This is a genomic window from Nonomuraea sp. NPDC049378, assembly GCF_055586745.1.
Genome location: NZ_JBVJHP010000023.1, coordinates 93,428 through 115,801 on the forward strand (window position 1 = coordinate 93,428; position 22,374 = coordinate 115,801).

Below are 22,374 nucleotides of genomic sequence, written 5' to 3' on the forward strand. Positions count from 1 at the left end.
CCTACGCCCGGGGAGCCAGGTCGCGCACCGCCTGGTCGATGGAGACCTCGCCGCCGGGGATGGGGGCGAGGACGGGGGTGTCGAGCCCGTTGTCCACGTACTGCTGGATCCTGGCGCGACAGGTGGCCGCGTCGCCGTGCACGACGAGGTCGTCGACCACCTCGTCGGGGATGGCCTTCAGCGCGGCCTGCCGGTCGCCGGCCGCCCAGGCCTCGTGCATCGGCCGCAGCGTCTCGCCGCGCCCCAGCCAGTCGTGGAAGGCGGCGTAGACCGGGACGGTCAGGTAGCCGGCCAGCATCCGCCTGGCCATCTCGCGCACCTGGGCGGCGTCCTCGCTCACGCAGACGAACAGGCGGGCGATCAGCTCGGTGCCGGGGCCGATCTCGGCGCGCACGCGGCGTACGTCCTGTGGGGAGAGCCAGTTGGTGATGGCGCCGTCGGCCTCGGCTGCGGCCAGCCGCAACATGCCCGGCCGCAGCGCCGCCAGCACGATTCTCGGCGGCGCCTTCGGGGCCCGCTCCAGCCGGAACCCCTTGATTTCGAACGTCTCGTACGCCTCCGAGACCTTCTCACCGGCCAGCGCCCTCTTGAGGAACCGCAGGGTGTCGCGGGTGCGCGCGTACGGCTTGTCGAAGGTGCCGGCGTTCCACCGCTCGACGATGGCCGGGGAGGACGCCCCGATGCCCAGCACGAACCGTTCGGGCGCGAGATCGGCCAGCGTGGCCGCGGACATGGCCAGCAGCCCGGGACCGCGCGTCGAGACGGGCACGATGGCGCTGCCCAGCCTGATCCCCGGCGCCCACTGCGCGGCCAGCGCCAGCGGGGTGAACCCGTCGACGCCGTTGACCTCGGCCGACCAGGCGTCGGTGTAGCCGAGACCGGGCAGCTGCGCGATCAGCTCCTGCGACCGCGCGAGCGAGCGGTCGTAAAAGGGAATGGTCATGCCCCACTTCTGCGTCATGCACGGCCTCCGGCTCGGTTCCGCCCGCGGTTGGACGCTGGCCGGTCAACCCTACCAACCGCTCGGTATGGGAGGCTAGGCGCGGAGTTCGTGGACCGCCGCGATGAAGTCCTTCGTGATCCCCCGCAGCCCCGGCAGGTGCGACAGCCCGACCAGCCGGTCCACCAGCGGCACCGTGACCTCGATCAGCCGGTACGTACGCGCGCACCCCGGCGAGGTGTCGTGCACCCAGAACAGCACCATCCCCATGGACAACAACCACAGCAGCTCGGGCAGCTCCTCACGCAGCTCCGCGTTCATGCGGTCGCGCGACCCCTCGACGACCTGGCGGTAGATCGCGATGGACGCCTCCCGCGCCGGGGACGACTGCTCGCTGAACGGGCTCAGCGGGTTGGTCGGCTCGGCCGCGTGCTTGAAGAACTTCACGGCGAACTCGTGGTAGGGCTCGGAGACGCGTACCCACTCGCGCAGCACCCCGCTCAACCGGGCCGCGAACGCCTCCTCGGTCGCCAGGAACTCCATGCAGGCCTCCTCGTGCTCGGCCTGGGCGCGGTCGTAGTACGCCTGGATCAACGCCTCCTTGCTCTCGAAGTAGTAGTAGGCGTTGCCCACGGACACCCCGGCCTCCGCGGCGATGGCGCGCATGGTGGTCGCGTCGAAGCCGCGCTCCCTGAACAGCCGCAACGCCGTCTCGACGATGAGCTCCCGGGTGCTCTCCGATCCGCGGTTTCGGGCTTCGGGCACGTTCGTCACTGTACGTCGGGAAAGCTGGTTAGGTCATGGAGCCGCACGGTGATCGCCGATCCACGGCAAAGTTGCATCCGCGGCATGAGTTATCTCCTGTGAATGGTGGGATTGTCGTTTCAGGCGGAAGGGCTATTTCCGCGAAAAGGCATCGACATGTGGATACGTGGAACAGTGCGCCTCATCGTAGTCGCGCTCCTCGGCATAGAGATCACCATCATCGCGCTGGCCTCGGCCGCCTCCGCCGCCACCCACCCCGATGGGGAGCGGACAGGAAGCGGCCCCAACGAGGCCGGGCCCGGCGGGTGGGAGGATCCCCTCCCGCAACCGTTGGGGGCAGCCATGGCGGAGACGCAGTCCAGCGCCTCCGAGAACTGGCCGCTTCCCGCCGGCCCCTGGGCGCGCGAGAACATGATGAACCGTGACGATCTGGCGGCCCTGCGAAACTGGCCGCTGGACGACCTGCGGTGGCTCACGGAAGGCAGGCAGGCGCCGGACACCACACACGCGCAGCCGTGGCCGGCCCAGCCGCGGGCGAACCTGTCGCCCGCCGAACGCCGGCCACAGGCCGCCAAGGCACGAAAACGCACCAAGGTGGCCAAGAAGCGCCACACACGGCGGCACAAGGCTCACAAGCGCGCCAGCGTGGACCTGGCACGCGTGATGCCCCGGCAGGCGGCCGCGCAGCTGACCCACGCCACCGCCGCCGGCTGGCTGCGGAGCTCGGGCCTGCGTACGAAGTCGACCGGCAACTGCACGAGCAAGCACCGGCGCCACTGCACCTCGTTCGACTCCGTGCGTGCCGGGACCGTCGCCGGCATCATCCAGCTGAAGCGCGAGAGCGGCTGCCCGGTCATGGTGACGGGCGGCACGGAGACCGGCCACGCGCCGGGCCAGTACAGCCACGGCAACGGCTACAAGCTGGATATCTCACACAACTCTTGCATCGACCGGCACATCAAGAAGGTCAGCGACCGGGCCGGAGTCCGCAGCGACGGCGCCCGGCTCTACCGATCCGGATCAGGCACCGTCTTCGCCGACGAAGGCGACCACTGGGACATCCTTTTCCGGTGACGTGCCCTGCGGCGGACGCCGTGCGGCACCCACGGCGTCACACCACATCATCCGGTCACCTCTCGGACGCGACCAGCTCGGCGATCTCCGCCGCGTTCAGCGCCGCCCCCTTGCGCAGGTTGTCTCCGCACACGAACAGGTCGAGCGTGTTGGGGAAGTCGACCGCCTGGCGGACACGGCCGACGTAGGTCGGGTCGTTGCCCACCACGTCGAGCGGCGTCGGGAACACCCCGCCCGCCGGGTCGTCCATGAGGACCACCGTCGGCGCCGCCTCCAGCACGCGATGCGCGTCGGCCACCGTGATCTCGCGCTCGAACCGCGCGTGCACGGCCAGCGAGTGAGTCGTGATCACGGGAACGCGCACGCAGGTCGCGGAGACCTTGAGCTCGGGGATGCCGAGGATCTTGCGGGACTCGTTGCGGAGCTTGAGCTCCTCGGAGGCCCAGCCGCCGTCCTTGTAGGAGCCGGCCCACGGAACCACGTTGAACGCGACCGGCGCCGGGAACGGCGACTCGCCGGGCAGCTTGTCGGCCAGCACCCTGCTCACGTCACCGGCCACCTGGCCGAGGCTGCGGTCGCCCGCCAGGGCCTCGACCTCGTCGTAGAGCCGCGCGGAACCGGCCACGCCGGCGCCCGACACCGCCTGGTAGGAGGCGACGACCAGCTCGGTGAGCGTGAACTCGGCGTGCAGCGCGCCCATGGCCGCCATCATCGACAACGTCGTGCAGTTGGGCGTGGAGATGATGTTGCGCGGCCGGTTGCGCGCGTCGAGCGGATTGACCTCGGGCACCACCAGCGGCACGTCGGGCTCCATGCGGAACGTGCCCGACTTGTCGATCACGACGGGGCCGCGGGCGGCCGCGATCGGCACCCACTCGGCCGACACCTCGTCGGGCACGTCGAAGATGGCCACGTCGATGCCGTCGAAGACCTCGGGCGCGAGCGCCTGGACCACGACGTCCTCGCCGCGTACGCGCAGGACCTTGCCCGCCGAACGGGCCGAGGCGACGAGACGGATCTCGCCCCAGATGTCCTCACGCGTCGACACGATGTCGCGCATCACGGTGCCCACGGCGCCGGTCGCGCCGATCAGGGCCAGGTTGGGCCTGCTGCTCATCGTCCGGTTCCTCCATACACCACGGCTTCGACCTGGTCGGCGTCGAGATCGAAGGCACGGTGGGCGGCCCCCACGGCCGCGTCGACACCGTCCTCTCCGACCACGACAGAGATGCGGATCTCCGACGTGGAGATCATCTCGATGTTGACCCCCGCGTCGGCGAGGGCCGCGAAGAACGTCGCCGTGACGCCGGGGTGCGAGCGCATGCCCGCTCCGATCAGCGACACCTTTCCGATCTGGTCGTCGAAGAGCAGCGACTCGTAACCGATCCGCTCCTGGATCTTCTTCAGCGCCGTCAGCGCGGCCTGGCTGTCGGCCGTGGGCAGCGTGAAGGAGATGTCGGTGCGACCGGTGGCCGCGGCCGAGACGTTCTGCACGATCATGTCGATGTTGATCTCGGCGTCGGCCAGCGTTTTGAAGATCGAGGCAGCCTCGCCGACCTTGTCGGGCACCCCGACAACAGTGATCTTGGCCTCGCTCCGGTCGTGCGCGACGCCGGAGATGATCGGCTGCTCCATCTCGGTTCCTTCGTTGTAAGGGTCGGAGACGACCCACGTGCCTTCCTTGGTGCTGAACGAGCTGCGTACGTGGATCGGCAGGTTGAAGCGGCGAGCATACTCGACGCAGCGCAGGTGCAGGATCTTCGTCCCGCAGGCGGCCATCTCCATCATCTCGTCGTAGGAGATCCTGGGGATCTGCCGCGCCGCGGGCACGATGCGCGGGTCGGCGGTGTAGACCCCGTCGACGTCGGTGTAGATCTCGCACACGTCGGCCTCGAGCGCCGCCGCCAGCGCCACCGCCGTGGTGTCGGAGCCGCCGCGACCAAGCGTCGTTATGTCCTTCGTGTCCTGCGAGACACCCTGGAAGCCGGCCACGATCGCGATGTGGCCCTGGTCGATCGCCTCGCTTATGCGGCTCGGCGTCACGTCGATGATGCGCGCCTTGCCGTGGACCGAATTGGTGATCAGACCCGCCTGCGAGCCGGTGAACGAGCGGGCCTCGTGGCCGAGGTTGGCGATCGCCATCGCCAGCAGGGCCATCGAGATGCGCTCGCCCGAGGTCAGCAGCATGTCGAGCTCGCGGCCAGGAGGCAGCGGCGACACCTGCTCGGCCAGGTCGAGCAGCTCGTCCGTCGTGTCGCCCATCGCGGAGACGATCACGGCCACGTCGTTGCCGGCTTTTTTCGTCGCGACGATCCGTTGCGCGACCCGCTTGATGCAGGACGCGTCGGCGACGGACGAACCACCGTACTTTTGCACAACGAGGGCCACAAGAAGTCTCCCGGTCTGGACTATGAGCTGCCAGTCTACTGAAGCCGTCTCATGCGCCCGATGGGCCATACCCCTCTGTGGATGTTCCTCAGACCGCGGTGGTCTCCTCCGCCACGTCGAGCCGCGAGTGCGCGGCCAGCGCCTGCAGCGCCCTCATGGCGGCGCCCGCGTGGTTGCCCCAGGTGTTGAAATATGAGTATTGCCACCACCAGAGCGCCTCGTGCGGGCGGCCCGCGTGGTAGTGGCGCAACCCGTGGATGAGGTCGGCGGCGACCGCGGTCAGGTCGTCGGAAAGCCGGTAGGGGGTGACCACCGTGTCCTTGTAAGGGTCGAACACCTCGGCGTAGTCGTCGACCGCCTCAAGCCGCTCGGCCAGCGCCGTGCGCACGCCGTCTATGTCGGGGTCCTCGCTCATCGGCGGCTCGTAGTTGCCGGAAAGGATCACGTCACGGTTGGCGCCGAGCTTGGCTCCCGCGAGGCTCACCTGGGCGACCTCCACCAGCAGCAGCGACCAGATGGCGTCACCGCCCTCGCCGCCCGCCACCCTCGTCAGCCCGTCGACGTAGTCTTGTGCGTGCCCGGAGATCTCTTGCGCCAGCACGCTCCACTCGTCAGACATCCAGCAGCCTCCGTCCTTCGAACGCGCGGCCCAAGGTGACCTCGTCGGCATATTCGAGGTCACCGCCCACAGGCAGACCGCTGGCCAGTCGTGTCACTTTCACACCCATCGGCTTGACCAGACGGGCGAGGTAGGTCGCCGTCGCCTCCCCCTCCAGGTTGGGGTCGGTGGCGAGGATGAGCTCGGTGACGCGACCGTCGGCCAGGCGCGTCATGAGCTCACGAATGCGCAGGTCGTCGGGGCCGACACCGTCGATCGGGCTGATCGCGCCCCCGAGCACGTGGTAGGTCCCGCGGAACTCGCGCGTCTTCTCGATCGCCACGACGTCCTTGGGCTCCTCGACCACGCAGATCACGTGGGTGTCGCGGCGCGCGTCGCGGCAGATGCGGCACTCCTCCTCGGAGGCCACGTTTCCGCACGTGCGGCAGAAACGGACCTTCTCCTTGACCTCCAGCAACGCGTGCGCCAGCCGTTTGACATCGGCCGGGTCGGCCGCCAGCAGGTGGAACGCGATCCGCTGCGCGCTCTTGGGACCGACACCGGGCAACAGCCCCAGCTCGTCGATCAGATTCTGGACGACCCCTTCGTACATGCCTAGAACCCTGGCAACTGTCCGAGGCCGCCGCCGCCCAGCCCCTGCGCGAGCGGGCCGAGCTTTTCCTGCTGCAGATCGGCGGCCGCGCGCACGGCGTCGCGGACGGCCGCGATCACCAGGTCGGCGATCGTGTCAGCGGTGTCCTGCGCGTCGCCAGCGTCGATCACGCTCGGGTCGATCTTGAGCTCGAGCAGCTCGCCCGAGCCGTTGACGACGGCGGTGACCATGCCGCCGCCTGCTGAGCCCTCGATCTGCGCATCGTTGAGCTCCTGCTGGGCGCTCACAAGCTGCTGCTGCATGAGCTGTGCCTGCTCCAGCAGCTGCTGCAGGTTGACATCCCCTGGGTTCACCGTCGTGCGCTCCTCGTGGCTCCGCGTTCTTGACTGCCACGAGCCTACGGTGTTTGGGCGGCGTCATGTACTGGTGGCGGCCCCATGTTTCGTCCCGGGGCCCCTGCCCGGATGATCCGCTCGCTGTCCGGCGTGTCCCCTGACGGGCGTTCATTGATGCTTCCGGCGAGTCCGGCCGGGTCTCAGGCCCCCCTCCAGCGTCCGAGACCCGGCCTCACGCCGGCGAACCGACGCGCTGGCCGGGAACGCTACTGAGGCGAACGTTGCGTACAGGTTGCGTCTATTTGATCACTCTGTGCAATTCTCACGAACGGCTTGCGCGAAGGGCCTTCAAGACGGATAGTCAAGCTGACTACTTGGAGTGACCGATGAGTTACGCCTATCTTGACGAATACTCCCGCGCCCTACGTGGGGCACACGAAGCGGTGGCGACCGGCCAGGACTGGCCGGAGTCCCCACGCCGTCTGATCGCGGCATCATGGCGTCGCTCCCTCGAAGCCCACATCGACCCGGAGGGGTCGAACGCGCCCCCCGTCTTAGACCCCTCCCACATCGAGGACGTCCGCCAGGCCCACCCGCTGCGGCCCCTCCTCCCCCTCCTCGTCCAAACCCTGTCCGGCCTGGCCGACGAGATCGACCACGTGATGGTCGTCACCGACGACGACGGGCGCGTGCTGTGGCGACGAGGCAACCCGGCCGTCATCCGTCGCGCGGACCAGATCGGCCTCGCCGACGGCCACCAGTGGGCCGAGCACAACGTCGGCACCAACGGCATCGGCACCGCCCTCGCGATCCGCCGGCCCATGCACGTCTACTCCGAGGAGCACCTCATGCGCGTGCTCCACGTCTGGTCGTGCAGCGCCGCCCCGATCAGCGATCCCGACTCCGGCCAGATCATCGGCTGCGTCGACGTCAGCGGCACCGCCCGCACCCTTCACCCCGCCACCGTCGCCATGGTGGCCGTCACGGCCAAGCTCGCCGAATCCCAGCTCGCCCTGCGCATGTACGAACGCGACGAACACCTCCGGCGCCGCTACGAAGCACTGCGCGGGCGGCCCGGCATCCTGCTGTCGTCCACCGGCCGCGTCATCTCCGGCGACCCGTCGGGCTGCCTGGGCAAGCGCGTTCCCCTCGGCAGCCAGACCCAGCGCATGCTCCTCAAAGACGGCTCCGTCGCCCTGTTGGAGCCCTTCTCGAGCGGATTCCTCCTGCGTCCCTCGCCGGCCACCACGCCGCCGCCCCTGACCATGACGTTCCTCGGCGCAGGCACGCCCACCGCCACCTTCGACGACCACGAACGCCCCCTGTCGCTCCGGCACGCCGAGCTCCTCGCCCTCCTCGCGCTCCACCCCCACGGGCTGACGGCCGAGCAACTGTCGTTCCTGCTCTACGGCGACGACGGCAACCCCGTGACGATCAGGGCGGAGATCCACCGGCTGCGGGCCCAGTTCGGGAACGCGATCGCGGCAAAACCGTACCGGCTGACCTGCCCGATCGAGGCCGACTTCCTGGAGTTGCGCCGCCACCTCGCCGCGGGCGACCCGACCTCGCTGGCCCGTGCCTACAACGGCCCCCTGCTGCTGCGCTCGGAGTCACCGGAGATCCGCAGGGAACGCGACGAGCTGGAGGCCCAGGTACGGGCCTGCCTGCTTCGGCGCGGCACACCCGACGACCTTTGGACGTACGCGCAGACCTGCAACGGGCGCGACGACTACGAGGTGCTCGAACGCCTCGCCGCCCTGCCCCCCACCGACTCGCGCTCCGCCGCCGCCCGCGCCCGCCTCCTCCTCTGACCCCCTGCGTCTGCCCCGCCCTCCGTGCCGCGGGTCAGCCATCCGTGCGCCGAGGTGTGCTCAGAGGTCAGGTGTGGTCGATCTCACCGATCACCTGGGCGCCGAGCTCGCGCTGCAGCAGCGCCATGCCCGAGACCGAGTCCACATCGGCGTCCGCGTCGTTGAGCGGGTCGACCTCGTCGGCGTCCGGGCCCTTGGAGCGGCCGGGGACCGCGTCCGGCCACGCCGCGGCGCCGCCACGGGGGGAAGGGACGCGAGGACCGGCCTGCGCGGCGGCCTTGGCCGCTGACCGAGCCGCCGCCAGCCCGGTGCCTGCCGCCCCACCAGGTGAACCCGCCGGCCGGACGGCCGCGACCGTACGGGTGGGGTCGGGGGTCGGAGGCGCGCCGGGGGCGAGGTCGTCAGGAGCGTCCGGCCACGACTCGTCGGTGGTCGGAGGGCCGGGAAGGGCGGACGAAGGGCCCGCCGGAGGTTGGCCGGGATCCTGCGCCGCGGCTCCCTGGTCGTCGTGGGAGGCGCCGTCGGACGAGCCGTGGGAGGCGCCGTGTGATGACGTACGGCCCTGGGAGCCCTGCGTGCCGTGGGACGCGGCAGGTGCGGCCGGCGCCCCCTGCGGACCGGCCGGCCCCTGGCCACCGCCATGAGAGGGCTGCTGCGGACGTGCGGGACCGCGCGGGGCGGACGGGGCAGGAGACCCGCCGACGACCGCCTCGACCCGCCACGTGCCACCCAGCACGTCGCCGAGCGCGGCGGCCACGACGGCGTCCTTGCCGCCGCCCGTGAAGTTCTTCATCGCACCGACCTGCGTGAAGCCGAGCGTCACCAGGTTGCCCTCCACGCCGACCACCTGGGCGTTGGTGCTCACGTTGGCCCAGACGACGATGCTGCGCTGCTTGAGTGCGGCCAGCACGCCGGCCCACTGCGCCTGGATCGCGCCCGGTCCCCCTGCGGCGGGAGCGCCCTGGGACCCGCCCGAGGCCGGAGCGTCCTGGGCACCGTCCCCGGCACCGGCTGACGGCTGGGCGGCGTACGCATCGCTCCCTGCCTGTTGCCCTCCGCCCGCACCGGGACGAACGGGCGTGGGCCAGTCATCCCCGGCGTTCGGCGAGGGGGCGGATGGCTGGGCCGCCTCTGTACCGCCCGGCCCGGCGCCCTCGCCGACCGGCGAAGCAGCGACCCGACCATGGCCCGCGACCTCGGGGACACCGGGGCCCGCCGGCGTAGCAGGACCCGCGGGCGTACCGGAACCTCCGGAGATGCCGCGCCCGGCCGGCGGAGCCGACGCGGCTCGGGCGGCCATCTGGGCGACCGCGCCGCCGCGTTCGAGGCGTTCGAGGCGGGCGAGCAGCGCCTCCTCGCCCTGCGCCGCGCCAGGCAGCAGGACCCGCGCGCACATCAGCTCAAGCAGCAGGCGCGGCGAGGTGGCGCCACGCATCTCGGTGAGACCGGCGTTGAACACCTCGGCGGCGCGCGTCAGCTCGGCCGGCCCCATCGAGGCGGCCTGCTGGACGAGACGCTCCAGCTCGTCGGCCGGCCGGTCGAGCAACCCGCTCGACGCCGCCTCGGGAACGTTGGCCAGAATCACCAGGTCGCGGAAGCGTTCGAGCAGGTCGGAAGCGAAGCGGCGCGGATCGTGGCCGCCCTCGATGACCCGGTTGACCGTGTGGAACACCTGGCCGCCGTCACGGGCCGCGAACGCGTTGACGACCAAGTCGAGCAGATCGCCGTCGGTGTAGCCGAGCAGGGAGACGGCCTTGGCGTAGGTGATGCCGTCGTCGTCGGCCCCGGCGAGAAGCTGGTCGAGGATCGACAGCGAGTCACGCGCCGACCCGGCGCCCGCCCTGACGACCAGCGGCAGCGCCGTCGGCTCGAACGGCACGCTCTCCGAGGTGAGGATCTCCTCCAGCAGCGCGCGCAACGTCGCGGGCGGCATCAGCCGGAACGGGTAGTGGTGCGTGCGCGACTTGATCGTCCCGATGACCTTTTCCGGCTCGGTCGTCGCGAAGATGAACTTCAGGTGCGGCGGAGGCTCCTCGACGAGCTTGAGCAGCGCATTGAACCCCTCGCGGGTCACCATGTGCGCCTCGTCGATGATGTAGATCTTGTAGCGCGCGGAGACGGGGGCGAAGAACGCCCGCTCACGCAGGTCGCGCGCGTCGTCGACGCCACCGTGCGAGGCCGCGTCGATCTCGATGACGTCGAGGTGGCCCGGGCCCGTGGGGGCGAGCGCGACACACGACTCGCAGGCGCCACAGGGGTCGGGCGTCGGACCCTGCTCGCAGTTGAGAGAGCGGGCCAGGATGCGGGCGCTGGAGGTCTTGCCGCACCCACGAGGACCGCTGAACAGGTAGGCGTGGTTGATCCGGCCCGTACGCAGGGCCTGTCGCAGCGGATCTGTGACGTGTTCCTGACCCTTGACCTCGGCGAAGGTCCCGGGTCGGTACTTGCGGTAAAGCGCAAGGCTCATGCGACCATCCCGCCTGCGAGGGGGCTCTCAACGAAGAGACCCCCCGCACACCCGCCAGAGCCCGCTTATCCTTGCTGCCTTCCGGCCCTGGGGAGGTTCACAGGATGACGCCGCGCGAGGGGTCCGTTGACAGTCTAGCCGCATGCCGCAGTGCTCGCTCCATCCCCGCAGGCTCGGAGAGAAACGTGGTCTCCGTACCCCTCGGAGTCAGGTAAGCTCGTCCGCGGAGGATTCGCCTAGTGGCCGAGGGCGCACGCTTGGAAAGCGTGTAAAGGGCAACCTTTCGGGGGTTCAAATCCCCCATCCTCCGCGCCTGGTTGAGGCAGTAAACGCGAAGGGGCCGACCCCATCCAAGTCGGCCCCTTCGTCGTGTCCAGTCTCAGTTGGCCTCTTCGGAGGGCTCGTCTCCCTCCTCCCAGAGGAGGTCACCAACCTGCTTGGCCACTGTGCTGCATTCCCTCCGGTGTGAACTGGCCGGTGTACTCGGCCAATGTCGTTCTTGCGCTCCAGCCCCGGCAACAGTCCCTCGATGCACGCGCGAGCCCGCCACCGTGCCTCGCGACGCTTGAACGACCAGCCACCAGCGCGAACGCACGATCCAGACATGCAGACGAGCGGCATCGAGATGTTCTCCCCTGCGCCGGCCGGGACTGGCGACTTCACTGATTCGGCGACCACCTGGGGCTTTCTAGCGTGAGTGACGAACATCGTCGACCCCCGCGGCCGTCGCCGCCGTCGTGGCGCTCCGCCACCTGTGTCAGGTTCCTCCCACCGGCTGAGAAAGGAACTCACCATGGTGTCCATCCGTCGTGCGACCGCCGCTGACGCGGCGACCGTCCATGGCATGATCTGCGAGATCGCCGAGCATCAGAGCCAGCGCTCCGCGATCACTTTGACCGTCGAACGGCTGAGAGAGCTGCTCACCCGACCCGAGATCACCTATCTGATCGCGGAGACGGACGGGCGAGCGGTCGGCTACGTGTCCTGGCTCCAAAGGATCAGCCTGTGGGCGGGCACGGACTATCTCGCGCTGGACGACCTCTACGTACGCGCCGGCCAGCGTGGCGACGGGGTCGGGGAGCAGCTGATGCGCGCCGCCGCGGAGGCCGCGGACGGCATGGTCATCCGCTGGGAGGTCGCCACGGCCAACGTGGGGGCACAGCGGTTCTACCAGCGCATCGGAGCCGACCTGTTCACCAAGGTGATCTGCCGGTGGCAGGTGGCGGAGCCGGTGACTTCGGGGGCCGAGAGCCCGCACTCGGCCGGCGAGGAGTGAGGTTGTGGAGCTGCGTCGGGCGAGAGATGAAGACGCGCCGGCGGTCGCCCGCATCTGGCACGAAGGGTGGGGCGACGGGCACCGGGGAAACGTGCCCGACGAACTCGCCGCGGTCCGGACCCCGGAGTCGTTCGGGGAACGCGCCGCGCGACGCGTCGGGGACACGGTCGTCGCGACCGTCGAGGGTGCCGTGGCCGGGTTCGTGATGGTGGCCGAGGACGAGGTGGAGCAGGTCTACGTGGCCAGGCGACACCGGGGCACCGACGTGGCGACCGCGCTGCTGGCCGAGGCGGAACGCCGTGTCGCGGCGAACGGTCACTGGCGGGCCTGGCTCGCGGTGGTCGCCGGCAATGTCCGGGCCCGGAGGTTCTACGAGCGCAAGGGGTGGGTCGACGAGGGTCCGTTCGACCACCTCGCACCGAGCGCGGACGGGCTCATCACCCTACGTGAAAGTCCTCGGCGGTCCGGGGGACGACCGGGCCGAGGGCTGAGTTCCGCAGCAGGGCGCCCGTACCGGGCGGTGAGCGACCATGGGTCGGCCCGTGCAGCATCCGGCTCTCGGACCACTGCATGCCGGCCCTGCCGCGCCTGTCCGACATTTGCAGCACGACCCACCGGCCTGCGGCAGCAGCGCGACCTCGCCCACCGGCTCATAACCCGCGTCCACCACGGCGGCGCGCGCCCTTCTGCCGGGGCCGGGGCTGGTGCAGAGACACCTCCGTCGCCGACACCCAGTGCCTACGCCCTGTCGACGCGGCAGGGCGAACGCCGTCTGATCGGCGTTATACGCCGGTGGTGCCGTCGATGCGCTCCCGGAGCAGGTCGGCGTGGCCATTGTGGCGGGCGTACTCCTCGATCATGTGAACGTAGATCCAGCGGAGGCTGACGTCCTGTTCCATGAAACGACCGGTGTCGGCCAGAGCGCGGTCGGCGCAGTGCTCGCGGGCATGGGCGATCTCCGCGCGCCAGGTGGCCAGAGCGTCGGACAAGGTGGCGCCCTTCGCCAGCTCAAAGCCGCCGTCGGGGCCACGCGGGTCAGCTTGCGGGTCGTAGATGGGCGGGGCTTGTTCTCCGGCGAACACGCGGCGGAACCAGCTCCGCTCCACCTCTGCCATGTGCTGGACCAGGCCGGTTACCGTCAAGCCGGACGGTGGCACGGATGCTACGGAGGCCTGCTCGTCGTCCAGGCCCTCGCACTTCATGGCGAGTGTTGTGCGGTGAAAGTCAAGCCAGCTTTCGAGCGTGGTGCGCTCGTCGGCGTTCAGGGGCGGCATGGGACGTTCGCTGGGACTCATCAGTAGATTATCGCCAGCGGCCACAACGTTCGGTACGCAGGGCTCGCGTAAGGGCGAACGTCGCCTGATGCGGCACTTCGGTGAACCGGTGGCGGGCGGACAACGTCATCAACGGTGTGAGACCCATCCACTGGACTGGCGTGGTCGCAGCGGCGGTCCTGCTTCTCGCGGCGGTCGTCCTGAGCCGGGGCAGGGTCGGCGAGCCTGTGCCACCGGTGCCGGCTTCGTGTCCGCAGCGATGGGAAAGCAGCGAGATCGGCCACTGGGTTCCAGCGGCCGCCGATCTCGACGGGGTTGAGGACTCGCTCGTGCCCGGTAGACCGACAAGCGCGTTGATCTGCTCCTACCCCGGTCAGAACTCGAGACCGGGCGGGGGGTCGCTCGCCGGATCACGGATCTTGACCGACCAGGCCAAGTCGATGGCCCACGACCTGGGATATCTTCCTGTCACCACCGACCGTGTCGGAAAGATGTGCACGCTGGTGGGCGGCCAGATGACCAACTACCTCATCCGGTTCGCCTACCCCGATCGCCAGGCGCTGTGGGTGGGCAGCGCCGAAGAGGTCAACTCCTGCGTCACGACCACCAACGGCACAGTCGTCAGCAATTCATACATCGGGCCCAGCATCACCGCCGCCTACCGCACCGGGACCTGGACGCTCCTCCCGCCCAAGGACCCTTGCGACCCGGCGACCGGGCGGCGGGGACAGGATGAGCAGATGGTGCCCGATGGGGCGATCAAGGTGCTGGTCTGCCGGGATAAGCAGAGCGGGAGCGCTACACCGCACCCATCTGACGGGCTGCAGCATGGGCAGCAGCAGGCGCGCCAGTTGGCGGCGGAACTGAACTCGCTGAAGGCCGAGCCGGGCGGGAACACGTGCAGGGAAACCGGCGATGGACGACGGGAAATGTTCCTTCTGCACTTCGGCTACGCGGAGGGACCGCCGGCCTGGGTGCGGATCCTTTCCCGTTGCAGGCCCTCGGTGAACAACGGGGTGCTCGTGGGAGATCTGAACGATGCGCTTCTTGATCGAGTCAGCCGACTGGCGCCGCCTGCCTGAGGCCCGGCCGAGACCTGCTCGGCTTGCACTGCCGGGCGGCGCCCCTTTCTGCGCCTTGTTGTCCCGATCGCTACGGTCCGGGGTCCGGAGTCCGTCTATGGTCCCATCCGTGGAGGACCTGTTCGGCGGCGCCGCTCCGTACTACGCCAGATACCGCCCGGGCTACGGCGAGGCGGTGATCGCGCACCTGGCGGAAACGCTCGGCTCGGACAGCCGAGTGCTGGATCTCGGCTGTGGCCCTGGGACGATCGCGATCCCGCTGGCCCCAGGAGTGAAGGCGGTATTCGCTGTGGACCCGGCGCAGGAGATGCTCGCCGAGGGCAGGCGCCTGGCCGAGGGCGTCACCAACATCACCTGGTTGCCCGGCGACTCGACCGTTCTGCGGACGCTGCCGCCATTCGAGCACGTGGTGATGGGTCGGTCGTTCCACTGGATGGACCGTGGGGCCGTGCTGATGGAACTGGACGAACTGCTGCCGCCCGGCGGCGCAGTGGCGCTGGTCAGCCCGACGAGGCAGCAGGGAGAGCCGTGGCAGCCGGACGCGCAACCGTGGCAGGGGGTCGAGAGGCGGGTATGCGAGGAGTTCGGGCTCGACATCCACACCGCCGCCAACTCCTTCCACGCCACCGGCGAGCACCACCACGAGATGTTGGCCGCCTCGCCCTTCAGCAGCATGCAAGCCCGCGAATACAGCCGCCTCCTGACCTGGGACGTAGACGGGTTGATCGGGCTCCAGCTTTCCTACTCCTACAGCTCACCCTCCCGGCTCGGCGACACGCTGCCTGCCTTCGTCAGGACCCTGCGACAAGCGCTGCTCGACGACAACCCAGCAGGCCGGTGGGAACAGATACTTGCCATCGAGGTGCTGGTCGCCAGACGGCCCCGGCGCTGACCCAGCCCGGTGCTACCCCGAGACCTGGGAGCCGTCATCCGCTGGGCCGCCGTCAACGGCGTCCTCCGTCGGATCACTGGCGGACAACCTGCCCGCCGGCAGCTCCGCCGCACCTTCACCTGGACCTGATCAACATCGCACACTGACCAAGGTGTCGTTTCTGTCCAAGACGGCTACCGCGGCCGTGATCTAGCGTGGACCCGGCAGTACGCCCGAGCATGAGGAGACAGCACAGTGCGTAACTTGGTCTACACCGGTTTCATGTCACTCGACGGCGTCGTGGACTCGCCTGGCGGCGGGCCAGGGGAAGAACACCGTAGCGGCGGGTGGGTGTTCAAGGACCTCGAGTTCGTCCCCGAAGCCTGGTCGCTGAAGGGTGAGGAGCTCACCGACACGACGGCGCTGATGTTCGGCCGTCGCAGCTATGAGGCGTTCGCGGCGGTCTGGCCCGGCTCGGAGGACCACGCCAGCTACAAGGAGCTGCCCAAGTATGTGGTGTCGACCACGCTGTCTGACGACGCCATCGTCAACGGGTGGGGGCTGACCACGATCCTGCGCTCGACCGAGGACGTCGCCGCGCTCAAGGAGGGTGAGGGCGGCGCGATCTTCATCCACGGGAGCGCGGAGCTGGCTCGGCGGCTGTCGGACGCGGGTCTGATCGACCAGTACAACCTGCTCGTCTTTCCCGTGCTGCTCGGCGCCGGGAAGAGCCTGTTCGGCCGGGCCGACCGAGACAAGCACATGCTGACGCTGCGAGAATCGGAGAGCTACTCGAACGGGATCCTGAAGCTGGTTTACGACGTCAGGCGTTGATCCAGGTCGAGGGCGATCGCGCCGCCGGAGCCCTCGCGCAGCTGCCTGACGGTGCGTCCGACGTGGGAGCGCAATGCGCGGGCCAGGTGCGGCTCGTCGAAGTAGTCGAGCTTGGCAACGACGTCGGCGGCCGGGTCGCCGGCAGCCAGCAGCTGCGCCGCCGTGCGGGCGCGCTCGATCTGCCGGACGGTGCCCTGCGTCAGTCCGGTCGCGGCGCGGAACCGGCGTTCGACCGTGCGCCCCGAGACGGCCGGACGGTGACCCCGCAGCACCTCGCCGAGGAGCAGGTCACGGACCACGATCCCGGCCCGGACGAGACTTTCGACCAGAGCCTCGGCGTTGTCGAAGCTGGGCGTCTCCCAGCGCGCGCCATCCAGCCGGAACGTCCGGCGCGTGGTGTCGGGGAGCCCGATGCCGCCGTCGACCAGCGCCAGCGTGGGCACGGCCCGCAACGAGGTGCCCACGGCGAACTCGATGCCCGTGAAGGTCGCGCCCTCCGGCACCGGCGCCGTGCCGGTCCGGGTCTCGGGACCGGTGATGCCCGCGTACGCCCGGCCGTCGTGTTGCCAGAACACCAGGCCCCAACGCACCCCTGCGACGGACGTCATTGCAGTGACCTGCTCGCTCGTGCATGCCCACACCGTGTCGACCCACGCCGAGTCCGACTCGCGCGTCTTGAACCGCAGTTCCACGGGGGAAGACTACGTTGCTTCGCGTTCTCCGTGGCTTGCCCGGCTATGCGGCTTTGCGCTACGGCAAGCTGTGCACTTCACGTCTGCACCCGAGAATCGTCACGCCGGTAGGTGTAGAGGATGAGCCCTTTGTGGAACTTGCCCACCTTGTCGTAGAGCGCGCGAGCCGGGGCGTCTTCCAACGTGTTCCAGTAGAGGCCTGGGAAGCCGTGCTCCCTGGCGTCCCGTGCCACCCACTCGATCACTGCCGTCGCGACACCCCGCCGCCGGACTTCCTCGTCCACGAACAGGTCCGCCAGATAGCATCTCCCGGCGTACCAGACGCTGGCGTGGAACAGGTAGTGCGCGATGCCGACCATCCTGCCGTCCAGCTTGGCGGCGACCCCGCGTGCCTGCTCGTCGTCGAGCAGGCTTCGCCAGGCCCGTTCGTAGTCGTCGTCGCCACGTTCGACCTGGAAGTACGTGTCTTTGCCGCGGACCAGCGACTCCCAGCAGGCGCGGTCGGATTCGGTCAGGAAGTCGATCTCCATCACCAACGTGTGAAACCCCTCACGCGAGGCCCGGGCAGCGCCGCGATGATCCCGGCGAGCACGGGCAGACCGGCGACCAGGCCGGCGATCGCCCACCACGGGGTTTCGAAGGACACCCGCTGCGGCACCTCCCAACCGATCGAGGTCGTGCTCGGCCACGCCACGAGCAACCCGATGACACACCCTGCTGCCGCCCCCAGCGCCGTACCGCAGAACATGCTCAGTCCTGATCGACTCGCGGCGAACATCCGCAGGGTCAGGACCGACCCGTTGCTGACGCGCAACAACACTCGTCTCGACCGGCCTCCGGCGCCGGCCCGGCCGCCCGCGACCAGCGCGCTGCCGAGCGCCACGACGATCGCCGCAGCGACCACGCCCATCCATCCGGCCGATTCCTGAAACCCTCGCTCGACGTAGGTACTCTCCCCATCACCCAGCCGCCGGTCGATCCGGTCCTGCTCGGCCTTCGTCGTTCGATGGGCTGAGGGGTCGACGATCAGTTTGTCCGGCTCCAGGCGAAGACCCAGGTCCCGCACGACCTTCGGCGGGATGAAGACCTCGTTGACGTGCGGATCGGCGGATCTGACCGCGATCGCGGGGATGGACTTGACCCGGAGGTCCTTCAACTCCTTGTCGGTGGACAAGGAGTAGGAAAGCGTCACCGTGTCGACCTGTATGTCATCAGGCGTGACCACCACGGCTGTGCCGTCGTCGTACGGCGTGGCCGGATTACCCGTGAGATAGCGCAGGAACGCCTGATCGCCGATGGAACCAGCCGGATGCACGCTCTCCACGTCCGGGAGGTCGACGTCCTTGACGTCCAGGCTGAAATATCCTTGGTGGTCCAGGACATCTTTCTGGGCGACAGGCGCTCCGGGCAGCTCCTGCTGAATGACCGCCCGTGCAATCGACGCGTCTTCCGCCCAGACATTCACGACGAGAGTGCCAGGGCGAGCCTGGGGCTGGTAGCCGGCCCTGCTCTGTGCCGTCGTGGCGACCGCGATGATCAGAGAAGCCACCGCGAAGGCCGTCAACACCATCGTGATCGCGATCGGAGCAGCGGTCCTGCGGCTGTTACGGTCCACGTCACGGGCGGCCAACCGGATCACCGGCGACAGCCGGGCGGCGCGCCGCCGCAGGATGTTCAGCAGCCACGGAGTGGCCGGCCCCAGCCCGGTGAGAAACAGCGACCCTCCGATGAGGGCCGCCAAGGTCTGCAGAGCGGATCCGAAGTCGTCATAGTGCTTGTCCTCGCGTGTTGACCAGGCGACGAGGGCCATCACAAAGAGACCGGCGAACGCCAGAGCCGCCCCCCACGCCAGGAGCCGTGACTTCACATGGGTGTGCCGGGCAGACTCAGCCGCGAAGACCACCGAGCCGCACGCCAACGCCACGGGAATTGCGAAAACGACGTATAAGATCACCAAGCCCATCAGCACGTGGCAAGGGTACGCAGGAATGGGTCTCAGGCCGGATAAGATCCGCCACTCGTTTCAGAGCATGTTCTTGATCGGCTGAGGCGTTTCCGGCACCTCCTGGGCGAGGATCCCGGTCGCTTCCCTGGGCGTGAGCAGTCGGGCCTCGCACAGGAGGCGGACGGACTCCTCCCACTGTTCCCGGGCCTCGCCGTGGCGTTCGAGGTCGTGCAGCGTGGTGCCGAACCACCATCGTGTGACTGCTTCTTTCAGGCGGTATCCCGACTCCCCGAGCAGCCGCACGGCCGTCGCATAACTTTCGGCCGCCTCGGTCGGCCGGCCGGCGTGACGGTAGACGTCGCCCAGCGAACCGTGCGCCACGCCCGCATCGGCGAGCGGGTTTCCTCCCTCCCGCGGCTCCACCAGCCGGCGTGCTTCCGCGATCGCCTCGTCGAAGCGCCCCTGTCGGTAGTAGACGTGCACCTGGTTGTTGCGGATCGTGGCCGCGGCCCCAGGGCGTCCGGCGTCGTCGTTGAGCTCCAACGCGGACTCCAGATAGCCGAGGGCCTCGTCAAGACGGCCCACGATCGTGTTGATGACCCCGAGGTTGTTGAGCGCCCCCGCCTTGCGCCGAGGCAGGCCGGCGCGGTCCCAGTCGAGGAGAGCCGTCTCCAGGTGTGCGATCGCGGCGTCGTAGCGGCCCTGGTCTCGGTAGACCCAGCCGAGAAAGCTGCGGAGCTGAGCCTTGTCCTCCCAAGCCCCGACACGATCGGCCACCTCGATGGCGTGCAGGTAGAGATCGGCCAGTTGGGTGTGCCACCCCTGGAAGCAGAACGGCCAGTGGAGTCCGACGGCCAGGCCGATGGCGGTTGCCGGGTCAGGGCCGGCCAGCGCCTGCTGCGCGGCGGCGACCAGGTTGTCCCGCTCGCTCTGGACCCATCGTCCCGCCTCGGCCAGGTCCTTGAAGATGTTGTCGGGCAACTCGACGGGGCATCGCAGTACGGGATCGCTGTTGATCACGGTGCTCGCCATCCACAGGGTGGTCAGGTAGTGGTGAAGCACACGCCGTACGGCGGTGGTGCGTTCCTCTTCGGACGGGTCCTGGTGCGCCCGCTCGCGGGCATAGAGACCGACCAGGTCGTGGAACCGGTAGCGGTCGGCGCCGGGCTCAAGGAGGCGGGCGTCCTGTAAGCGTTCCAGGGCGGCTTCGGCGCGGTGGTGGGTCCAGCCGGTCAGGGCGGCGGTGGCGGCGGAGGTGTAGGTGGGCAGGTCGAGCAGGCCGAGCAGGGGCAGCAGGTGGGCGGCGTCGCGGCCGGCGGGTTCTTCTCGCAGGTGATGATGGCTGACCGCGATGCCGGCTCGGATGGCCAGGTCGTCGTACTCCAGCATGTCCAGGCGGCGGGTGGCGTCGGCCAGCCGCTTCTCCAGGTCGGCCAGGGTCCAGTCGGGGCGGGCGGCCAGGCGGGCGCCGACGATCCGCAGGGCGAGCGGGAAGCCGCCGCACAGGTGGACGATCCGTTCGGCCGCGTGTGGTTCGGCGTGTACCCGGTCGGGTCCGGCCAGACGGGACAGCAGGGCGACGGCGTCGGCGGCGTTCAGCGTGCCCAGGTGGAGGTGGCGAGCGTTGTCCAGGGTGGCCAGCCCGTCCCGGCACGTGATCAGGACCCGGCAATCGGGGCCGGCGGGGATGAGCGGGCGGATCTGGCGGACGTCGCGGGCGTTGTCCAGGATCACCAGCAGGTTGCACGTCGAGGTCAGGGAGCGGTAGCGGGCGGCTGCCTCGTCGGGATCGGTGGAGGTCGCGGCGCCGTCCAGGCCCAGGGAGCTCAGCAGATGGCGCAGGGCTTGGGCCGTGGTCAGCGGATCGAGTCCGGGAGTGGATCCGTGCAGGTTGACGTAGATGACGCCGTCGGTGAACCGGGCAGCCGTGGCGTGGGCGACGTGGACGGCCAGTGCGGACTTGCCGATGCCGCCGGGGCCGTCGATCACGGTGACGGACGGTCCGTGGTCCAGGCTCCCGTCCGGGCCGAGTGCGGTGCGCAGCTGGTGGATCTCGGCGGCACGGGCGGTGAAGGTGTGGGTGTCGGCGGGCAGTTCGGCAGGGATGTACCGTCCGCTGACCGTGACCTGCTGGGCCGGGGTGGTCAGGTCGAGGACGGGGTCCTTGGCCAGGACGGCCTGGTGCAGGCGGCGGAGTTCGGTGCCGGGTTCGAGACCGAGTTCGGTGATCATGACCCGGCGGGTGTCCTGGTAGACGGCGAGCGCTTCGGATGAGCGCCCGGCGCGGTGCAGCGCGAGCATGAGCTGGGCCGCGGGGCGTTCGCGCAGGGGGTGAGCACGCACGTGCACGGCCAGCTCGGCGGCCACCGCGTGATGATCCCCCGCGGCGAGGCGGAGATCGGCGTGGTCCTCCAGGACGGTGAGGTGCTCTTGCTCCAGGCGGGTGGCTTCGATGCGTGCCCAGGGAGCGGTCAGTTCGGCCAGGGGTTCGCCCCGCCACAACTGCAGAGCTTCGCGGAACAGGGCGTCCGCGGTGGCCGATGCGCCCTGCGACTGGCCGGTGCGGGCGCGTTTGGCCAGGCGCAGGAACAGGTGAGCGTCGATGTGGACGGGTTCGAGCGCGAGCCGGTAGCCGCCGGGCACGGTGTGGATGATCTCTTCGGCGGTGTGGGGTCCGAGCGTTTGGCGTAGTTTGGAGATCACGATGTGGAGCTGTTTGGCCGCGGTCGCCGCGGAGCTGTCTCCCCATATGTCGGAGAGGATGCGCTCGGCGTTCACGGCCTGCCCCGGGTTCAGGGCGAGTCTGGCCAGCACACCGATACGTCGATGCCCGGCGAGCTGCACCGGTCCGTCAGCGGCCAGGACCTGCCACGGGCCGAGGAATCGGATCTCCAGCGTCACGAGGAGCGGCACTCTCCTTCGAGGAAGTCGGCAATGGGACGGGCGAGGCCGATCGCGCCGCTGGAACGGCGGTGTCGTGCTTCGCCTGTGCAGGTATAAACGTGCGCACTTACAGGTGTCTTTCACACCGCCAGGCCACCGATCACTCTGGCAGGATGTCCCGCGTTTGTCGGGTGTTCACCTGACGCAGTCGCCTTCCTCCCGTGCAATAGGGTCGGTACCCCAGCCTTACATGGAGGAGCGTGTCGTGATTTCTGCGTCCAAGACCATCACCCCTGGTGCGCATCGCGTGGGAGGCCTCGTGAAGCACGCCAGGCTGCTCAAGAAGCTCGCCGTCGTGGCCGCGGCGGGTCTTCTCGCGCTCGGCATCGGCGTTGCGACCGCTTCTTCCGCCTCCGCAGGCGGACCCTCCGGCGAGATCTCCGCCATGCCCGCCTTCAAGTGATCCCACGGCAGCGCCGGCACTGAGCCCGGCGTGCATGTCATTGGGGACTGAACCGGCCACCCG

At 69.4% G+C, this 22,374-nt stretch carries 21 protein-coding genes, 1 tRNA gene and 1 other RNA gene; 9 read left to right on the forward strand and 14 right to left on the reverse strand.

Annotated elements, in window-relative coordinates; all coding sequences use genetic code 11:
* Position 1 precedes the first annotated feature (1 nt).
* The gene (locus ACZ6SA_RS39495; protein WP_347647574.1) at positions 2-961 is read right to left on the reverse strand and encodes an LLM class F420-dependent oxidoreductase; all 960 of its coding nucleotides are present in this window, start codon (positions 959-961) and stop codon (positions 2-4) included.
* 75 nt (positions 962-1,036) lie between these two features.
* Positions 1,037-1,705, reverse strand: a complete 669-nt coding sequence (locus ACZ6SA_RS39500) for a TetR/AcrR family transcriptional regulator (RefSeq protein WP_347647573.1) — start codon at positions 1,703-1,705, stop codon at positions 1,037-1,039.
* A gap of 174 nt (positions 1,706-1,879) precedes the next feature.
* On the opposite strand from ACZ6SA_RS39500, the gene ACZ6SA_RS39505 reads away from it, so the two are divergent.
* Positions 1,880-2,779 carry a hypothetical protein gene (locus ACZ6SA_RS39505; RefSeq protein WP_347647572.1) on the forward strand — a complete coding sequence of 300 codons (900 nt, stop codon included), beginning with the start codon at positions 1,880-1,882 and terminating at the stop codon, positions 2,777-2,779.
* Between the two features lie 55 nt (positions 2,780-2,834).
* Here the strand turns inward: ACZ6SA_RS39505 and ACZ6SA_RS39510 are convergent, their stop codons facing one another.
* From ACZ6SA_RS39510 to ACZ6SA_RS39530, 5 genes are all read right to left on the reverse strand, one after another.
* Positions 2,835-3,896, reverse strand: coding sequence for an aspartate-semialdehyde dehydrogenase (locus tag ACZ6SA_RS39510; RefSeq protein ID WP_347647571.1), 1,062 nt, complete (start codon positions 3,894-3,896; stop codon positions 2,835-2,837).
* Complete coding sequence (locus tag ACZ6SA_RS39515) at positions 3,893-5,167, reverse strand: aspartate kinase (RefSeq protein WP_347647570.1); 1,275 nt, start codon at positions 5,165-5,167, stop codon at positions 3,893-3,895. Before ACZ6SA_RS39515 ends, ACZ6SA_RS39510 begins: the two co-directional genes overlap by 4 nt.
* Before the next feature lie 88 nt (positions 5,168-5,255).
* Positions 5,256-5,786: a DUF5063 domain-containing protein gene (locus ACZ6SA_RS39520; RefSeq protein WP_347647569.1), complete on the reverse strand. Its 531-nt coding sequence runs from the start codon at positions 5,784-5,786 to the stop codon at positions 5,256-5,258.
* On the reverse strand, positions 5,779-6,378 hold the full coding sequence (gene recR, locus ACZ6SA_RS39525; protein WP_347622999.1) for a recombination mediator RecR: 600 nt from the start codon (positions 6,376-6,378) through the stop codon (positions 5,779-5,781). Before recR ends, ACZ6SA_RS39520 begins: the two co-directional genes overlap by 8 nt.
* 2 nt (positions 6,379-6,380) lie before the next feature.
* Positions 6,381-6,731, reverse strand: a complete 351-nt coding sequence (locus ACZ6SA_RS39530) for a YbaB/EbfC family nucleoid-associated protein (protein ID WP_171055572.1) — start codon at positions 6,729-6,731, stop codon at positions 6,381-6,383.
* A 368-nt stretch (positions 6,732-7,099) separates the two neighbouring features.
* Here ACZ6SA_RS39530 and ACZ6SA_RS39535 point away from each other — a divergent pair, with 368 nt between their 5' ends.
* Positions 7,100-8,524 (forward strand): GAF domain-containing protein, encoded by a 1,425-nt coding sequence (locus ACZ6SA_RS39535; RefSeq protein WP_347647568.1) that lies wholly within the window; start codon positions 7,100-7,102, stop codon positions 8,522-8,524.
* A gap of 67 nt (positions 8,525-8,591) precedes the next feature.
* On the opposite strand, the gene ACZ6SA_RS39540 is transcribed toward ACZ6SA_RS39535, so the two are convergent.
* Both ACZ6SA_RS39540 and ffs read right to left on the reverse strand, forming a co-directional pair.
* Positions 8,592-10,991, reverse strand: a complete 2,400-nt coding sequence (locus tag ACZ6SA_RS39540) for a DNA polymerase III subunit gamma and tau (protein WP_465834040.1) — start codon at positions 10,989-10,991, stop codon at positions 8,592-8,594.
* Between the two features lie 31 nt (positions 10,992-11,022).
* Positions 11,023-11,118: signal recognition particle sRNA small type (gene ffs / locus ACZ6SA_RS39545), an RNA gene on the reverse strand.
* A 98-nt stretch (positions 11,119-11,216) separates the two neighbouring features.
* Here ffs and ACZ6SA_RS39550 point away from each other — a divergent pair.
* The 3 genes from ACZ6SA_RS39550 to ACZ6SA_RS39560 all read left to right on the forward strand — a co-directional run bounded on the left by ACZ6SA_RS39550 (position 11,217) and on the right by ACZ6SA_RS39560 (position 13,153).
* Positions 11,217-11,301: transfer RNA gene (locus ACZ6SA_RS39550), tRNA-Ser, on the forward strand.
* A 483-nt stretch (positions 11,302-11,784) separates the two neighbouring features.
* Positions 11,785-12,267: a GNAT family N-acetyltransferase gene (locus tag ACZ6SA_RS39555; protein ID WP_465834042.1), complete on the forward strand. Its 483-nt coding sequence runs from the start codon at positions 11,785-11,787 to the stop codon at positions 12,265-12,267.
* Positions 12,268-12,271: 4 nt separating this feature from the next.
* Positions 12,272-13,153: a GNAT family N-acetyltransferase gene (locus ACZ6SA_RS39560; RefSeq protein WP_465834044.1), complete on the forward strand. Its 882-nt coding sequence runs from the start codon at positions 12,272-12,274 to the stop codon at positions 13,151-13,153.
* On the opposite strand, the gene ACZ6SA_RS39565 is transcribed toward ACZ6SA_RS39560, so the two are convergent.
* Positions 13,050-13,562 carry a DinB family protein gene (locus ACZ6SA_RS39565; protein ID WP_347647565.1) on the reverse strand — a complete coding sequence of 171 codons (513 nt, stop codon included), beginning with the start codon at positions 13,560-13,562 and terminating at the stop codon, positions 13,050-13,052. The two genes, ACZ6SA_RS39560 and ACZ6SA_RS39565, sit on opposite strands and share 104 nt — an antisense overlap.
* Before the next feature lie 398 nt (positions 13,563-13,960).
* On the opposite strand from ACZ6SA_RS39565, the gene ACZ6SA_RS39570 reads away from it, so the two are divergent.
* The 3 genes from ACZ6SA_RS39570 to ACZ6SA_RS39580 all read left to right on the forward strand — a co-directional run bounded on the left by ACZ6SA_RS39570 (position 13,961) and on the right by ACZ6SA_RS39580 (position 16,328).
* Positions 13,961-14,623 (forward strand): hypothetical protein, encoded by a 663-nt coding sequence (locus ACZ6SA_RS39570; protein ID WP_465834047.1) that lies wholly within the window; start codon positions 13,961-13,963, stop codon positions 14,621-14,623.
* 109 nt (positions 14,624-14,732) lie between these two features.
* Positions 14,733-15,515 (forward strand): class I SAM-dependent methyltransferase, encoded by a 783-nt coding sequence (locus tag ACZ6SA_RS39575; RefSeq protein WP_347647563.1) that lies wholly within the window; start codon positions 14,733-14,735, stop codon positions 15,513-15,515.
* Between the two features lie 234 nt (positions 15,516-15,749).
* A complete protein-coding gene (locus ACZ6SA_RS39580; protein ID WP_347647562.1) occupies positions 15,750-16,328 on the forward strand; it encodes a dihydrofolate reductase family protein in 579 nt (192 codons plus the stop codon).
* Here the strand turns inward: ACZ6SA_RS39580 and ACZ6SA_RS39585 are convergent.
* From ACZ6SA_RS39585 to ACZ6SA_RS39600, 4 genes are all read right to left on the reverse strand, one after another.
* The gene (locus ACZ6SA_RS39585; RefSeq protein ID WP_465834049.1) at positions 16,310-17,020 is read right to left on the reverse strand and encodes a helix-turn-helix domain-containing protein; all 711 of its coding nucleotides are present in this window, start codon (positions 17,018-17,020) and stop codon (positions 16,310-16,312) included. The genes ACZ6SA_RS39580 and ACZ6SA_RS39585 overlap by 19 nt on opposite strands.
* A 77-nt stretch (positions 17,021-17,097) precedes the next feature.
* The gene (locus ACZ6SA_RS39590) at positions 17,098-17,550 is read right to left on the reverse strand and encodes a GNAT family N-acetyltransferase (protein ID WP_465834051.1); all 453 of its coding nucleotides are present in this window, start codon (positions 17,548-17,550) and stop codon (positions 17,098-17,100) included.
* The gene (locus tag ACZ6SA_RS39595; RefSeq protein WP_465834053.1) at positions 17,550-18,989 is read right to left on the reverse strand and encodes a hypothetical protein; all 1,440 of its coding nucleotides are present in this window, start codon (positions 18,987-18,989) and stop codon (positions 17,550-17,552) included. The genes ACZ6SA_RS39590 and ACZ6SA_RS39595 overlap by 1 nt, the downstream gene beginning before the upstream one ends.
* Before the next feature lie 54 nt (positions 18,990-19,043).
* Positions 19,044-21,866: an AfsR/SARP family transcriptional regulator gene (locus ACZ6SA_RS39600; protein ID WP_465834055.1), complete on the reverse strand. Its 2,823-nt coding sequence runs from the start codon at positions 21,864-21,866 to the stop codon at positions 19,044-19,046.
* A 232-nt stretch (positions 21,867-22,098) separates the two neighbouring features.
* Between ACZ6SA_RS39600 and ACZ6SA_RS39605 the strand changes: the two genes are divergently transcribed.
* Complete coding sequence (locus ACZ6SA_RS39605; protein WP_347647557.1) at positions 22,099-22,311, forward strand: hypothetical protein; 213 nt, start codon at positions 22,099-22,101, stop codon at positions 22,309-22,311.
* Positions 22,312-22,374: the final 63 nt, after the last annotated feature.

Excerpts from the sequence above, each read along its gene's own strand:
- ACZ6SA_RS39495 (WP_347647574.1), bottom strand. The coding sequence starts at position 961 with ATGACGCAGAAGTGGGGCATGACCATTCCCTTTTACGACCGCTCGCTC.
- ACZ6SA_RS39510 (WP_347647571.1), bottom strand. The coding sequence starts at position 3,896 with ATGAGCAGCAGGCCCAACCTGGCCCTGATCGGCGCGACCGGCGCCGTG.
- ACZ6SA_RS39520 (WP_347647569.1), bottom strand. The coding sequence starts at position 5,786 with ATGTCTGACGAGTGGAGCGTGCTGGCGCAAGAGATCTCCGGGCACGCA.
- recR (WP_347622999.1), bottom strand. The coding sequence starts at position 6,378 with ATGTACGAAGGGGTCGTCCAGAATCTGATCGACGAGCTGGGGCTGTTG.
- ACZ6SA_RS39535 (WP_347647568.1), top strand. The coding sequence starts at position 7,100 with ATGAGTTACGCCTATCTTGACGAATACTCCCGCGCCCTACGTGGGGCA.
- ACZ6SA_RS39540 (WP_465834040.1), bottom strand. The coding sequence starts at position 10,991 with ATGAGCCTTGCGCTTTACCGCAAGTACCGACCCGGGACCTTCGCCGAG.
- ACZ6SA_RS39555 (WP_465834042.1), top strand. The coding sequence starts at position 11,785 with ATGGTGTCCATCCGTCGTGCGACCGCCGCTGACGCGGCGACCGTCCAT.
- ACZ6SA_RS39565 (WP_347647565.1), bottom strand. The coding sequence starts at position 13,562 with ATGAGTCCCAGCGAACGTCCCATGCCGCCCCTGAACGCCGACGAGCGC.
- ACZ6SA_RS39590 (WP_465834051.1), bottom strand. The coding sequence starts at position 17,550 with ATGGAGATCGACTTCCTGACCGAATCCGACCGCGCCTGCTGGGAGTCG.
- ACZ6SA_RS39605 (WP_347647557.1), top strand. The coding sequence starts at position 22,099 with ATGGAGGAGCGTGTCGTGATTTCTGCGTCCAAGACCATCACCCCTGGT.